Origin of the sequence: Candidatus Nanosynbacter sp. TM7-053, from assembly GCF_022828375.1 — a bacterium.
Classification (GTDB): Bacteria; Patescibacteriota; Saccharimonadia; order Saccharimonadales; family Saccharimonadaceae; genus Nanosynbacter.
Genome location: NZ_JAJQJX010000001.1, coordinates 239,471 through 253,720 on the forward strand (window position 1 = coordinate 239,471; position 14,250 = coordinate 253,720).

General features: G+C 44.0%; 13 protein-coding genes. All 13 read right to left on the reverse strand.

Annotation, left to right across the window (positions count from 1 at the left end; translation table 11 throughout):
- Nucleotides 1-12: 12 nt before the first annotated feature.
- The 13 genes from serS to LRM50_RS01390 all read right to left on the reverse strand — a co-directional run bounded on the left by serS (nt 13) and on the right by LRM50_RS01390 (nt 14,248).
- On the reverse strand, nt 13-1,254 hold the full coding sequence (gene serS / locus LRM50_RS01330; protein ID WP_243777701.1) for a serine--tRNA ligase: 1,242 nt from the start codon (nt 1,252-1,254) through the stop codon (nt 13-15).
- Between the two features lie 88 nt (nt 1,255-1,342).
- Nucleotides 1,343-2,656 carry a hypothetical protein gene (locus LRM50_RS01335; protein ID WP_243809580.1) on the reverse strand — a complete coding sequence of 438 codons (1,314 nt, stop codon included), beginning with the start codon at nt 2,654-2,656 and terminating at the stop codon, nt 1,343-1,345.
- Between the two features lie 79 nt (nt 2,657-2,735).
- The gene (locus LRM50_RS01340; protein ID WP_243809581.1) at nt 2,736-3,575 is read right to left on the reverse strand and encodes an undecaprenyl-diphosphate phosphatase; all 840 of its coding nucleotides are present in this window, start codon (nt 3,573-3,575) and stop codon (nt 2,736-2,738) included.
- Nucleotides 3,576-3,640: 65 nt separating this feature from the next.
- Nucleotides 3,641-4,918 carry a PspC domain-containing protein gene (locus tag LRM50_RS01345; protein ID WP_243809582.1) on the reverse strand — a complete coding sequence of 426 codons (1,278 nt, stop codon included), beginning with the start codon at nt 4,916-4,918 and terminating at the stop codon, nt 3,641-3,643.
- Nucleotides 4,918-5,262, reverse strand: a complete 345-nt coding sequence (locus tag LRM50_RS01350) for a PadR family transcriptional regulator (RefSeq protein WP_243809583.1) — start codon at nt 5,260-5,262, stop codon at nt 4,918-4,920. The genes LRM50_RS01345 and LRM50_RS01350 overlap by 1 nt, the downstream gene beginning before the upstream one ends.
- Nucleotides 5,252-5,956, reverse strand: a complete 705-nt coding sequence (locus LRM50_RS01355; RefSeq protein WP_445083105.1) for an ABC transporter ATP-binding protein — start codon at nt 5,954-5,956, stop codon at nt 5,252-5,254. The genes LRM50_RS01350 and LRM50_RS01355 overlap by 11 nt, the downstream gene beginning before the upstream one ends.
- 4 nt (nt 5,957-5,960) lie before the next feature.
- Nucleotides 5,961-7,250, reverse strand: coding sequence for an ABC transporter permease (locus LRM50_RS01360; RefSeq protein WP_243809585.1), 1,290 nt, complete (start codon nt 7,248-7,250; stop codon nt 5,961-5,963).
- 93 nt (nt 7,251-7,343) lie between these two features.
- Nucleotides 7,344-8,075 carry a hypothetical protein gene (locus LRM50_RS01365; protein ID WP_232736391.1) on the reverse strand — a complete coding sequence of 244 codons (732 nt, stop codon included), beginning with the start codon at nt 8,073-8,075 and terminating at the stop codon, nt 7,344-7,346.
- Between the two features lie 38 nt (nt 8,076-8,113).
- On the reverse strand, nt 8,114-9,067 hold the full coding sequence (locus LRM50_RS01370; protein ID WP_243809586.1) for a CNNM domain-containing protein: 954 nt from the start codon (nt 9,065-9,067) through the stop codon (nt 8,114-8,116).
- 20 nt (nt 9,068-9,087) lie between these two features.
- Nucleotides 9,088-10,851: a DUF2207 domain-containing protein gene (locus LRM50_RS01375; RefSeq protein ID WP_243809587.1), complete on the reverse strand. Its 1,764-nt coding sequence runs from the start codon at nt 10,849-10,851 to the stop codon at nt 9,088-9,090.
- An 18-nt stretch (nt 10,852-10,869) separates the two neighbouring features.
- A complete protein-coding gene (locus tag LRM50_RS01380) occupies nt 10,870-12,372 on the reverse strand; it encodes a lysine--tRNA ligase (RefSeq protein WP_243809588.1) in 1,503 nt (500 codons plus the stop codon).
- Nucleotides 12,373-12,418: 46 nt separating this feature from the next.
- A complete protein-coding gene (gene greA / locus LRM50_RS01385; RefSeq protein WP_243809589.1) occupies nt 12,419-12,874 on the reverse strand; it encodes a transcription elongation factor GreA in 456 nt (151 codons plus the stop codon).
- Between the two features lie 132 nt (nt 12,875-13,006).
- On the reverse strand, nt 13,007-14,248 hold the full coding sequence (locus tag LRM50_RS01390; RefSeq protein ID WP_243777713.1) for an aminoacyl--tRNA ligase-related protein: 1,242 nt from the start codon (nt 14,246-14,248) through the stop codon (nt 13,007-13,009).
- Nucleotides 14,249-14,250: the final 2 nt, after the last annotated feature.

The following is a 14,250-nucleotide window of genomic DNA, read 5'->3' on the forward strand; positions in this document are numbered from 1 at the left end:
ATACGCTCTCTATTATATCACGTCACGACCATTCATATATGGACGAAGTACTTCAGGGACAGTCAAAGTTCCATCTGGATTCTGGAAATTCTCCAAAATCACTACCAGAGAACGAGCCAATGACACCGCAGTCCCATTCAATGTGTGAACAGATTCAATCGTACCGTTTTCTCGCCTGACTCGAATGTTCAAACCGCGAGCTTGATAATCAGTACAATTCGAACAACTCGTCAGTTCACGATAAGTTTGATCAACTGGCGACCAATATTCAATGTCATACTTCTTTGCAGCTGGCGCACCCAAATCGCCCGCCGCAATATTAACCACGTGATAAGAAATCCCAATTTGCTGCCAAAGCGCCTCTTCAACGCTAAGAATTTTCTCATGAATCTCTTTAGATTGCTCAGGCAAACAAAACGCGTACATTTCCAACTTATTGAACTGATGAACTCGGAATAAACCACGCGTGTGCTTTCCGTATGTTCCCGCCTCTTTTCGATAGCAAGGACTATATCCAGCGTATAGCAATGGCAAATCTTTTTCGTCCAAAATTTCATCCGCGTGATAGCCGGTTAGTGGCATTTCCGCCGTACCAATTAGCGTCAAATCTTCGCCGTCAACTACATATTCATTACTGCCCTCGCCCTTCGGAGTAAAACCTGCGCCCTCAGCTGTTCGCAAATTGACCATATGCGGCACGGTCATAAATGTGAAGCCCTGCTTTGTTACGTAATCCAAAGCAAATTGAGTTACGGCATTTTCCAATAAAGCCAAATCGCCCTTCAAATAGTAAAACTTCGCACCAGCCACCTTAGCGCCACGCTCAAAGTCCACCCAGCCGCGGCTTACGGCGTAATCCAAATGGTCTTTTGCGCCAGTTTTGCAATCGCCATAAACTTTTACCTCAACGGAATCTTCTTCACCGCCCAGAGGCACGTCATCAAAAGTGATATTCGGGACGTTTTTAAGAATTGCCGCAACTTTTTCCTCGGTCGATTTCAAATAGCTCTCACGCTCTGCCAACTCAACTTTCAATTGCTTGCCCTGATCAATTAGCTCTTGATCTGGTCGACCGCCCTTCATCTTCGCTGAAATAACATTGCGCTGTTCGCGTAACGCTTCAACTTGCTTCTGCAAATCGCGACGCTCATCGTCTAATTGCAACAACGCCGCAATATCAACTTTATAGCCTTTATCGTTTGCCGACTTTTGCACCAAATCGGCATTTTCCCTGATGAACTTAATGTCTAACATGTCTCAATTATATAACAACATAGACTATATATAAATAAACCCCGCCGGATTTGACAGACGGGGTTTTAGATAAGTGTAAATAATTTACTTACATAGCTGTGCCAGGTAACGTCGTTGGCCATGGAACATTGTCGTTTGGCACATACGATACGCTAACGATCGGAGGAAGCGTTGGCGTTGGGTTCTCAGCGCTAGCTGCTTCAGCATTAATCTGCCCACTAGTTTGAATGATCCAAGTCAAGTACGAATTACCCCGTCGTCCAGCAGAAGGGCCTTGCATCTGGTCACTGGGGCGTAGTCCATCTGGCAACGTGCCCGTACCACCACCGTTCCAGTTATACGCCCAGCCCGTAAGAGCTGCGTACAGATAAACAGTATTGTTGATTCGTCGAACCTTGACCACGCTAGCTTTCATGGATGTTGAGAGAATTTGAGGAACACTTCTCCAGCCAGTGTCACCATATACAACCTTCCAGCCTGTTTTATCACTACCACGAGTTTTAATCCAGCGAATGGCACCGTTTGTAGCGGCTGTATCGGTATAATACGTACCAACACTAGCCTTAACATTACCCTCAGGCATACCAGTTCCGCGAATCTCGTACGTATCCTTCCATTCTACGTCACAGTCATCATCAGTTTTCTTGCCGAGCACTTGATTTGTTTTACCACCCGCAGGAAGATTCTTGCCTGTAAATTGTAAACCTAGGTTGCTTGTACCATTTCCGGTAATAGTCAATCCAGTCGAGCAAGGCTGAGTGCTATTAGCTACAGAGATCGTAGCATTTCGGCCAGCCGCTCCTGTAGCACCAGTTGCACCTGTAGCTCCTGTAGCTCCTGTGGCTCCAGTTGCCCCAGCGGGACCTGCCGCACCAGTGTCGCCTTTGTCGCCTTTTTGGCCATCTCTACCATTCTGACCATTAAGACCGTCCTTGCCATCTTGACCGTTCCTGCCGTTAATACCGTCTCGCCCGTCCTTGCCATTCTGACCATTAAGACCATCTCTACCGTCTCGGCCATCCTTACCCTTTAAGTCTGAGTAGGCTATGATATTTTTCCATTCAGATTCCCCGGCATATCGCCACTGGATATACAAGGCGTTCTTCTGAATTTCAATTTCGCGACTATCAGATTTACTAGATTCTTTCTTGTTATCTTCCTTATTAGTGCCGTTATCCTTATTTTTCAAATCCTCAAGCGAAACTATTTTCTGCCAATTTCCATCAGCATATTTATATTGAATCTCGCCCGAATCCTGACGAATAGAAACTGCATTCGGATCAATTACTCCGCGTGGTGAAATCTTAATAAAAAATAATAATATTATGAGTATTATTGTGATCACAAAAAGACTTAGCACGAAAGCTTTTGATGCAGGCTTTCTTGTATTTTCTCGCTCCACTTAAAATATTCCTTTAAACTTTATTTGATATTGATTATGCTTTTATTTTACATGTAGCAATATGAAAAATCAATCATATCTAAACGTGAGAAATCATTCCCGCGCCAAGCATAACCAACAACAACAGCCCCAGGACAAATCGATAAATTATAAACGGTCGGAAATTATTGCTCTGAATAAATTTTAATAACCACGACACAGCCAAATAACCGACGCCGAATGAAATTACCGTGGCGATTATAGTTGGAGTCCAGCCAACGCCGCCAGAAATGTGTTTATATTTGGTAGCGACTTCCAATAGTCCTGCTGCAACCAGCGCCGGAATACCCAAGAAGAAACTCAACTTCGTAACCGACACGCGGTCAAATCCACGGAACAAACCAACTGAAATCGTTGCGCCGGAACGACTAATTCCAGGAATGAGCGACAAACACTGCCCCGCGCCAATAGCTAAAGTGTCTTTCCAGCTAGTCTCAGTTTCGCCACGCTTATTATTTGCCGCGCGATTGTCAGCCAGCCACATAACAACGCTCCAACCAATCAACCCAAACGCCACAAACCACAAACTGCGCAGAACCGTTTCAACTTCGTGCTTGAATAATAATCCGACAATCGCAATAGGAATTGAGCCGATAATAATTGCCCAACCATATTTATAATCAAACTTTCGACGCGCTCGCTTCCACCATAAACCGCGCCACCAAGCCTGTAAAATTCGCCAGATATCGCTCCAGAAATAAATCACCGCCGCCAAAATTGCTCCGATCTGGATTATCGCAGTAAAAGCCACGACACTCGGATCGTCAATTCGCATTCCCAACAACTTCTCAGCAATTGTCAGATGTCCAGTCGAAGAAATCGGTAAGAATTCCGTAATTCCCTCGATTACGCCGAGAATAATTGCTTGCCACCAAGCCACGCTTAAAAATTACCTTTCATCTTTCAAGTGTAGCATTAGCAGTAAAATCATTCAAATGCACGGGCTTAAGATTCAGAATTTTCTGCTTCAATCGAATTTTGATAGAACAAGCCGCTAACATTCACGCCCGCAGGAGCATAAATTTTCAAGCCAGTTATCGGCTTATAAAACTTCAAGCAACCGTCAAAGAATATCGCGTTACACTTCTCAGAAACAGACAGCACGATTTTATCGCCATCGCGGCGCACGTTAATTTCTGGTTTATTCGCCTTTGGCAAATCCACAAACTCCGCCTCCACCTTAAATTTGTCAGAATTTATTCGCGAAACATTCCCCACTGGCATATCAATAAAAATTGAATTAGCGTTCGTCGTATCTGGAATATCGATATTCACTTTCTTCGTGAGCTGCTGCGATTCACGCGCATATTCCAAGCCAGCGTGCGCGCTAAATATTGCAGCGCTTGCCAAACTCATAAAAACAACGGACGCCGCCACGATCATTGTGATTACAGACAATCGATTGACCTTCCAAGCGAATATGCTACGCGTTACAATTGCGCCAAATATTACCGTCGCGATTCCGCCAATTGCCAAGGAAGCCCATACTCCCCACGCCCACATTTGCATACCCAAACCGCCGAGCATATCAATCATGGAAACGCCGAGCGCCCCGCCAACAATCAGCCCAAACAACACCGCTAGCGTCGTAAGTAGCACCACAGCGCCGACAAAATATTGGAAAAATTTCGCAATTGGAGTTTTTCTGGCAGACGTAATTGAGTTTCCATCAGCGGAAATTTCCTTAAGCGCAGCCAAAGTTACCGGCTTTCCGCGCATTCGTAATTTGTCCGACGCGGTTTTTGCTGGCGGCATTGACACCCACATCGCAAGGTAAACCAGCACCGTCGTACCGAATGTTACGAACGGCGAGACAATTGCAATCAGTCGCACCCACAACGGATTGATATTAAAGTATGCCGCTATTCCCGCACACACGCCGCCAATGACAGCCCCGTCCGTGTCGCGCATCAATTGCTTTTCTGGCTTCTCATTATCATCCGTCAATTCATCAGTTGAGTCCTCGCTATCATCCGAAAAATCGCGCGGCTTGCCCATTTGATTTTTAATCGCCAAAACGTCATCGTCGCCAATAACGCCCTCTTTCATCACGCCACGCTCGGCTAGAATTTCAACCATTCGCGCCTCAATTTCCTTCATCGCTTCCGAATCGGCGTGCATATTTTTCTGAATCGAATTAAGATATTTTTCTAGCGATTTCTTAGCGTCAATCTCCACACTAAACGCCGTTTTTGCCAGATGAATCCTGGTTATTTCCTTCATTATTTTATTCCTCTCTCTAAGTTATCAAGCGAATTATTTAACATATTTATGTGATCTTTAAGCTCGTGAATCAATTGATCGCCGTGATCTGTCAATGAATAATATTTTCGCGGCGGACCTTGCTCGCTTTCCTGCCATTCGTGTTGCAGATATCCGTCTTTCTGCAGCCTATTCAGCAGCGGATAAATCGTACCTTCGACCACCGTTAAATCCGAATTGTTCAATTGCTTAACGATGTCGCCGGCGTACTGCGCTTTATTAGAACAAACCAGTAAAACGCAATAAACCAAAAATCCTTTTCGCAATTGGACCGCCAAGCTTTCCGCATAGCTATCAACGTCCACTTTTACCTTCTTTCGGTATGTTAGAGCCCTTAATTTTGCCGTCTTTGATCAGGATTTGATAATCGCATTTCTTAGCCAAATCAACGTCGTGCGTCACGATGATCAGCGTCGCGCCTTCTTGCCTGTTGTAATTGAATAGCAATTCTTCCACCTTCGCGCCAGTTTCGCTATCCAAATTTCCCGTAGGTTCGTCCGCAAAAATGATCTGAGGACTACCGACAATTGCCCGCGCAATTGCCAAACGCTGCTTCTGACCACCCGACAAGTCCTTCGCACGATTCTTGCGTTTCTCGTACAAGTCCACCGCCTTCAGCGCCTCATTGATTTTACTTTCCCTCAAGCCCCTTGGCGTCTTCACAATTTCCAGCGGCAAACTCACGTTATCCGCCACGCTTTCATTGCCCTGAACAAAGAAGCTCTGGAAAATAAAACCTATTTTTCTCGCGCGGAATTCGTCAACTTGCTTTTGTTTCAATTTCAGAATGTCCTGACCGTCAATAATCACTTGACCTTGCTGCGGTCGATCCAGACCAGAAATTGCGTGCATCAGCGTCGATTTTCCCGAACCAGATTTTCCCAAAATCGCCACGCTCACGCCTGTTGGAATTTGCAGACTCACATCATTTAGCGCCACAAATTGGTTCTTCTTTTTGCCGTAAATTTTCGTCACATTTTTAAGCTCAATCATAACAATTCTCCTATTCCGTCCTTAACGCTTCAATTGGATCTAATTTTGTTGCCTTGCGGCTCGGCAGCCAGCCAGAAAGCACCGCCATAATCATCAGCCCGATTATTAAAAGCCCCATTTGCAGAGGATTAACGACTAATAAATTCGTACCTTGTTCCAACTTCAGAAAACTAGCAATCATAGGATTAAGTAGCGACATCAAACTCGCCAAACCAACGCCAATCAAACCGCCGAGAAGCCCAACCCACGCCGCTTCGTATCTGAACATTTTACCGATATCACGACCTCGCATTCCCAGAGCTTTCATTAGCCCAATCTGGCTAGTTCGCTCCAGAACAGAAATGTACATCGTATTAACAATTCCAAACACGCTCGCAAGCAGCGCCAAACCGCCAAACCCAATCAGCGCCATTTGAGCCATATTCACAAAAGTCAGCATAGCCTTACGCACATCCTGAACCGAAGACGCCATGTAGTCCTTGCCAAGCTCACTCTTCACCGCCTCAACATTTTTCTCATCATCAACAAACGCAATTACGTAAGAATAATCATTAGGCAAATTTTTAGCGTGACTGAAGGCGTAAATCTCCTTAGCATCATCCACAGAAACGCGCACAGCTGGCTGGTAAAATAGAATCGTGTCCGAAGGTTTATCGACTGCCGCAACTTTCAGAGATATTTCTTTGTCAGCGTTCTTGCTCGGCGAATCTCCTTTTTTCAATCCCAGCGTAATCGTTTGTCCAATTGCCGATTTTGCATCGCTAAATCCCATTTCTTTTATGTAAGATTCTGGAATAACAACCTCGCCTTTTTTCGGCATAAAATTGTCCAAATTACCAGCCGCAAACTTCATTCGAGTTTTATCGAACTTCACGGTTACGCTAGGCACGAATTTTTTATCGCTTGCCGAACTTTTGGCGTATAAAACTCCATACATAGAATAAGCTGGTGTCACTTTTTCTACGTGCGGAACTTTCTGTATTTTTTTCACATCGTTATCAGTCATCGAATATTTTTCTATCGCCTTAGACTGATCCTTTTCCGTATCTTCCGAGTCGCTATATTCTGAAAGATTGCTATCAGGTCCCGACGAGGTCACTTTTTTATAGACCGAAACAGATTTTTTATCGCCAGCCGCGTCAACCATGCTGTTTGTATACAGCCGACCGCCTTCTCCAGCCATCAGCGCCAGACCAATCGTAAACGCTCCAACTGAAATTGCCAGCGCGGTTAAAATCGTGCGACCTTTTGATTGCCCCAAATTTCGACCGGCGCGTTTAATAATGTCAATTCTTTTCACATTAAGCTCCTTGTTGATTTACTATACATAGTACTATGTTATACAAGGTACCTTAAATAGTCAAGGTATTTTTGAAAAAATATTCAAAATTTTCTATTTCCGATGATCCTTAATCCACTTATGTAAGCCACCAACTGCATATTCACAAGTCTTAGAAAAAGAAGATATAGCCTTTTTGGCTTTATCTTGGAGCTCAGATTTTCTTAAAACTGTGTCAGATTTCGACACCCGCTCATCACTCTCTTCGCATTTCGAATACTTGTCGCTAACCAACTTAGTCATATACACAGCGGCGTCAAAAAATACTGGATCGCCCCATATTTTAACTTGTCCATCTTCTACATCAATCACGGCAGAAATTACTAACTTATTTGCTTGATCGTCAAGCGTCTCCCACATCTCTTCCTGATCTGTAAAATCAATTTCCTTTCCACTATCGACACCAAATGATCCTTTGTAAAATCGGCAGTCCGCGATAACACCGCAACAGAGATTGTCGCCATCTTGTACATATGCTTTCATTAGAATTACTGAATTAAAATCAGCTGGATCAATTTTATCGAGAGCTTTCACGGCACACCTCTTATCTATAGCTAGTCTACCCAGACCTCCTGCCTGAGTTTTGTCTACATATATAGCATCATCATCAAACTCCACTTCGTCGCCCAGATCAGAAAACTCCGAATCATCCATTACGGTATCGAGGATATATAACTTTTCTATCGGCATATCTTCGACTGACAGCTGTCGCAATCGATCAGGAATGCCATCTCCAAAATATTGCTCTTTAGACACATTAATCTCCCTGCCCATCGTTTTTGTCAAATATATTTCTTAGTATATCACTATATATAAATCGTTCTCTACTCCTCATCATACTCATCTTCAATCTCTTGATCCAGAATCTCTTCAATCACGTCTTCTAGCGTAATAATTCCCAGCTCCGTCTCATCGTCCATCACCACAAACAAATGATTGTGCGTTTGAATGAATCGACTTAAGACTGTATCCAGGCGCGACCTCTTGTCAATATCGTAAATTTTATCGCGGTACAATTGGCTAATTGGCAACGGCAAATCTCGTCCAACGACATCCTTCACATATAAAACTCCGACCAATTCCCCGTCAGATTGAACTGGAATTCGCGAATGTCCAGCGTGCTTAATCTGGGCTAATAGAGTCGCGTCCAGCTCGTCATCCAAATCCACGACAAAAACCTCGCTCATCGGCGTAACCAAATCGCCAGCCGTCTTTTTACTAAACTGCAGCGCTCCCGCCGCAATTCGGCTTTCGTCATAATCAACCGGACTATCCGACCTGACGGCGTGCTCGTGAATAATCTCCTCCAGCTCCTGATGAGAATATAATTGCGGCGCTTCCTTACCCAGCCAGCGATTCAACAATTTTGACATCGGCTGAGCAAGCGGCCAAAATAGCACGTAAATTACATCAAGTAACCAAAAGAAATATCGCACAAATCGATATCCACGCTGCGAGAAAATCGCCTGCGGCAAAATCTCGCCAAACATCGTAATAAGAAGCGTCGCAATCAGACCACCGACCACGCCATTCGTCATATTGCCAAGCAAAATTGACATCGCAGTATTCACGCCGACGTTGCCAAGTAAAATACAGAAAATCAAATAATAACCGTCTTTTCGATATCGATATACTCGCGCTGCAATTTTGTCGCCCTGCCTGGCTTTTCGCTTCAAATCATCAGGTCGCGCCATCATTAAGCCAATATTCAGACCGGAAAATAGCCCAGAAAGCGCCAATAAAACAGCCGCCGCCAACCACAATAAAATATCAGACATATCTTTAATTATAGCAAATTCTACCAGCCGCCGCCTCCGCCGCCGCCTCCGCCGCCGCCAGCAAATCCGCCACCAGACGAACCGCCAGAAGTTGAAGAATAATCACTAGCATGGCCAGCCGCCGTCGACAATCCGCTCAGTCCAGACGAAAACGCCACAGCATTGAACGCGCCTTGCCCAACATACCAATCCGGCGCCTCGCCAACTTGCTCGTAATATTTACCCATTTGCTTGCTCCAATTTTTCTCTTGCCCAAACAACACAGCATAAGGTAAAACTCTTTCATATAATTTAACAAGTTGCTTTTCGTCATTCACATCAACAACTACTTTTTCCGCGCCCTCAGGACTTTGTAGAATATTCAAGCGCTCAGCTTCAGCCACGCCGATATACATTTTCAATCCCTCCAAATATCGCCTCAAACTTAAACCGTCATCAGTCAGCGACCAACCTCTGGACGCGAAAGCAAGTATAATTGACACAACAAGGAACATCGGCGACAAAAACAAAATAGCCAACACAAGAACTCGCTTAAACCACCCTCTCATCATTCGTTGCACCTCTGGATTTTGCTCGCATAAACCATATTTCTCTCTGGCTAGCGTCTCCAAATTTTTATCATCGTCACGCGTTCGCGTCATGTATTTTATATTATTTTGAAGATTTTTCAGATTTAGGCGTTGACCTGGCTTTGGGATAGATGGACTGTCGAACATATCCTGGACAATTTCAATTTCCTCGGCTTTAAGTTCCTGCAAATCTTTAATAATTTCAATCTCGTATTGCGCACCGCTAAACAGCGAAGATTTTTTCACTTCATAAATTTTAATATAATGCCGAACTGCCAGGTCTAATAATTGCGCGACCTTTGGCAAACCTTTGACCTTGAATGGATCATCGTATTTTTTCAAAACATATGTCGACATCAAAACGCTAATATCCTCTGGCGGTAAATATTCCGGTGGAATCGGTTTTAATTCCTTATCTCTGCCAACCAACCGCCTATATCGAATTATTAGAAAAATCACCAAAGGTGTCGCGATTGTATAAGCCAAAATCTGCATCAAATGCCAAATTCCAATCAACTTTTCCATTAGCGTTTCTTGATATCCAGAAAAAGTTCCGCTCTTAAATCCAACCGCCACGGTTACACCTTGTCGACGACTCAATTTATCTATTTTTGCAGTAATCCGACTCTTATCTTCGCTCAAGTCACATTGCGTCGTCGAACCTCGACTGCCGACATAACAAAAAACTTTCCCTTGCCTTGCCGCAACCAAAGACTCATCAAGCTTCACGGAAATTTGCACATTTTCCATTGGTACGCGCCATTCGTCACCGATCACATCCCAATAGAATTCATCACGTCCCGTATCGCCGTAATTCTTAGTTACGTCACGCTGCGTAAACTTAATAATGTAAGTTTTCTCGCCCTCCACGTAGGTGTTTTTATTGCCAATCCTCAGCTCATCGTCATTCCAGGAATATTCAAGCGACGTACCATTTTCATCAGTTACAGATTGCAATGAGAAATTCGTCGAGTGATTATCGTACTTCTTAACAAAAACTGGCGCGATTCCCCGATTTTGGTTCGGCGGAAAATTAGCCGTAATTCGCCAAGTAGCTTCCAATTTTGATCGATTATCAGAGTCGCGACTCAACGAATATTCCGCATTAAATTTTGTGATAGTAAAATTATCCGTCGAGCGTGCCGCAAACGCCATTTTGCCAGACCCAGCCAACAATAGCCCAACAGTTAGTAGCCCCAAAAGAAAACGTTTCATGCTTTAATTATAACAAAATTACAAGTTGACTTGCGGATAAATCGCCCGAGTTGTTTCGTCAATTTCACTCTTAAGCTGCGGAAACGGCACACCTTCACGCGCTGTAACGCCCTCAAAAATCCAGAATACCCTTTCAGAATAGCCCCAACCACAAGCCGGCGGCATTCCATATTCCAACATTTCAACGTAATCAATATCAAGCATCATCGCCTCCTCATCACCAGCGTCACGCATTTGCTGCTGCTCAAGGAAACGATTTAACTGGTCAATCGGATCATTCAGCTCGGAGAATCCATTGCCCAATTCCGAACCAGCGATCACAGGCTGAAAACGCTCCACCGTCTCTGGATTTTCCGGATTAGTCTTTGACAACGGACTAATAAACTTCGGCGTATTCACCAACCAAACCGGACCAGCAACATCTTTACGAATATTCTTCCATAATTTATCAATGCTGCGCGGAATAGAGTCAGTTTTTTCGACTTCCAAATTATACTCTTTCAGTTTAGCGGCAACTTCTTCAATTGTCGTATTATAAACATCGATGCCGTAATGCTTGCGAATAACTTCAGCGTAATCCCAAACTTCCCACTCGCCGCTCATATCGACGTTGAATTTGCCCAATTGGAATTGCAGAGTGCCAAAAGTCTTCTGAAGCACATCTTTATACATCGACTCCATGAAACGCATTCCCTGCTTCCAGTCCCAGTAAGCCGCATACCATTCCATAGCAATATGCTCCGGCAGATGCTCGTCCGAGTAATTTTCATTGCGAAAACGCGGACCGAGGTCATAGACTTTCTCAAATCCAGCACCAATCAATCGCTTCAATGGCAATTCGTGGCTAATTCGCAAATAAAACTGCTGATCGCCCAGCGCGTCCATGTGCGTCACAAATGGGTTCGCGTCAGCACCACCAGTGGTATGCTCCAAAACAGGAACATTAATCTCGATGAACCCATGACTATTCAAATAATCTCGCGTTGCCTGCCAAAACTTACTTCGGCGAATGAACCGCTCGCGAACTTCAGGATTGACATTCATATCAACATAACGTCGACGCAAGCGCTCTTCCTTATTCTCTAATTTTTCTGGCATTGGCCTTAACGATTTAGTCAATAGTCTGATCTCGCGCACGCCAACAGATTTTTCGCCCGTTTGCGTCGTGGTCATCACGCCCTTCGCCTCGATAAAATCGCCCGTGTCCAGCAATTTAAGTTGCTTCATATCAAGCACACCGCGCGCAGCATCTAATTCCGCCACGTCATCACGCTGCAAGTAAAGCTGCACATCACCAGATTGATCGCGTAATTTAATAAATGCCAATTTTCCAAAACTGCGGATAGACGCCACGCGACCCGCAACAACAACTTCCTTACCAGCTAGCTCATCATACTTAGATAAAACCTCAGCACAAGTATGAGTTCGTTCTGATTTTGCTGGATATGGTTCAACGCCTAATTGACGTAATGTTTCCAGTTTTCGTAGTCGTTCATTTCGATAATCTTGTAATGTGGCCATAACAGAGATAATTATAGCACATTATACGCGGTAAATCCCGCCAGACTTAAGATATCGACTTAATAATGTAAGTAATTTCGGCTTTTGGCGTTTTAATCGTTACTTCATCACCAATTTTCTTACCAATCAATTCTTTACCAATTGGCGACTGATCTGAGATTCGTCCAGCCAATGGATCAGCTTCAACTGGTCCAACCACTGTGTAAGATACGGTTCTTTCTGGACATTGCAATTCAACTGTACTACCCAAACCAACGCTTGAGCTACCGTTGGATTTAATAATTTCGGCGTTCTGAATAATATCTTCAATTTCCAAAATTCGCGTTTCCACCAAGCCTTGCTCTTCGCGCGCAGCATCATATTCCGCGTTTTCGCTCAAGTCGCCAAAATCTCGCGCTGCCGCAATTTTTTCAGCAATCTCGCCACGTCGGCCTTTCAATTCTGCCAATTCTTTTTCTAAATCAGCCTTCCCGGCTTCTGTAATTTGATAAGTTTTTTTCATAAAAATCTCCTCCTCTACTGTATGTAGTGGTATTAGTCTTACGATCCACACTAAATATAGTGTTTTTAGTTAGTCCTGATTAAGTCTATCTGAGTATATCAATCGCTATTTATTATGTCAATATAATCAGCCTTACCGACTAAGGCAAAAATCCATCAATTGCTGATAATCCATTTTTCGCGTTTCGCCAGTTGCTCGTTCCGTCAATTCAAACAAGCCATCACCGTCAATCGTTCGATCACCGATCGTTATCCGCCACGGCAACCCCATTAGTTCAGCATCAGCAAACTTCACGCCTGGACGCTCGTCACGATCATCGAGTAGCACATCGACACCACTGTTAGCCAGCTCGTCATAAAACTTACCTGCTAGTTCCTGACCCTTTTCGCCAATTGCCACAATATGAACCTTAAACGGCGCAATATTTTCTGGCCAAACCAAACCTTTATCATCAGCGAACTTCTCAACAATCACGCCCATAACTCGCGTAATTCCAATACCATAACTTCCCATATAAGCGTATCGCTCTTTACCTTCGGCGTCGGTAAACACTAACTTCATTTCTTCGGATTTCTGCGTGCCGAAATTAAAGATATTGCCAACTTCGGCAGTTTTTACTTTTTCTAATTCACTACGATCGACGCCGAGCTCCTTGACCGCCTCATCCAAAACTTCTTCATTAACAGCGATATTTTTACCACGATGAAGATAAATATAATCCTCACCAGCGTCGCAAATCGTCTGAAACTCATGGCTAAACTTCGTGAAAGCGCCACCAGAAGCAAACGTCACATATGTTTCATCGCCAATCCCAAATCGATCATAACAACGCTTATACGCCTCAATAACCGAATTGTAATAATTATCCAAACTCTCCTTGCTGTCGTGAATCGAATACATATCCTTCATCACAAATTCACGACCACGCATAATTCCACTCTTAGCGCGAAGTTCGTTTCGCAATTTATTCTGGAATTGATAAACGCTAATTGGCAAATCTTTGTAGCTCTTTAAGTAATTGCGAAGAAGATCAACAATCGGCTCCTCGTGCGTCCAACCAAAACCAATGTCTGTGCCGTCTTGCAACTTAGACTTAAACCAAACGTCGACCAATTCATCACTCCAACGACCAGTTTCTTGCCACAATTCCTTTCGCTGCAAAGTACTCATCACCAATTCCTGGCTATTAACCTTGTCCATTTCCTCGCGAACAATTTGCTTAATATTCTCAAGAACTCTCAAACCCAACGGCAAAAACGAATACACACCCGCCATCGTTTTATGTACGTAGCCAGCACGAATCAAAAGCTGAGCATTTCGCGCAACCTCGCCAGCTGGCGCCTGTTTCAAAGTTCTGGTAAAAAGTTGTGTCATTC

What these genes read in the sequence shown, in the direction of transcription:
- LRM50_RS01390 (WP_243777713.1), bottom strand. Translation starts at nt 14,248, where the DNA reads ATGACACAACTTTTTACCAGAACTTTGAAACAGGCGCCAGCTGGCGAG.
- LRM50_RS01375 (WP_243809587.1), bottom strand. Translation starts at nt 10,851, where the DNA reads ATGAAACGTTTTCTTTTGGGGCTACTAACTGTTGGGCTATTGTTGGCT.
- LRM50_RS01370 (WP_243809586.1), bottom strand. Translation starts at nt 9,067, where the DNA reads ATGTCTGATATTTTATTGTGGTTGGCGGCGGCTGTTTTATTGGCGCTT.
- LRM50_RS01380 (WP_243809588.1), bottom strand. Translation starts at nt 12,372, where the DNA reads ATGGCCACATTACAAGATTATCGAAATGAACGACTACGAAAACTGGAA.
- greA (WP_243809589.1), bottom strand. Translation starts at nt 12,874, where the DNA reads ATGAAAAAAACTTATCAAATTACAGAAGCCGGGAAGGCTGATTTAGAA.
- LRM50_RS01345 (WP_243809582.1), bottom strand. Translation starts at nt 4,918, where the DNA reads ATGAAGGAAATAACCAGGATTCATCTGGCAAAAACGGCGTTTAGTGTG.
- serS (WP_243777701.1), bottom strand. Translation starts at nt 1,254, where the DNA reads ATGTTAGACATTAAGTTCATCAGGGAAAATGCCGATTTGGTGCAAAAG.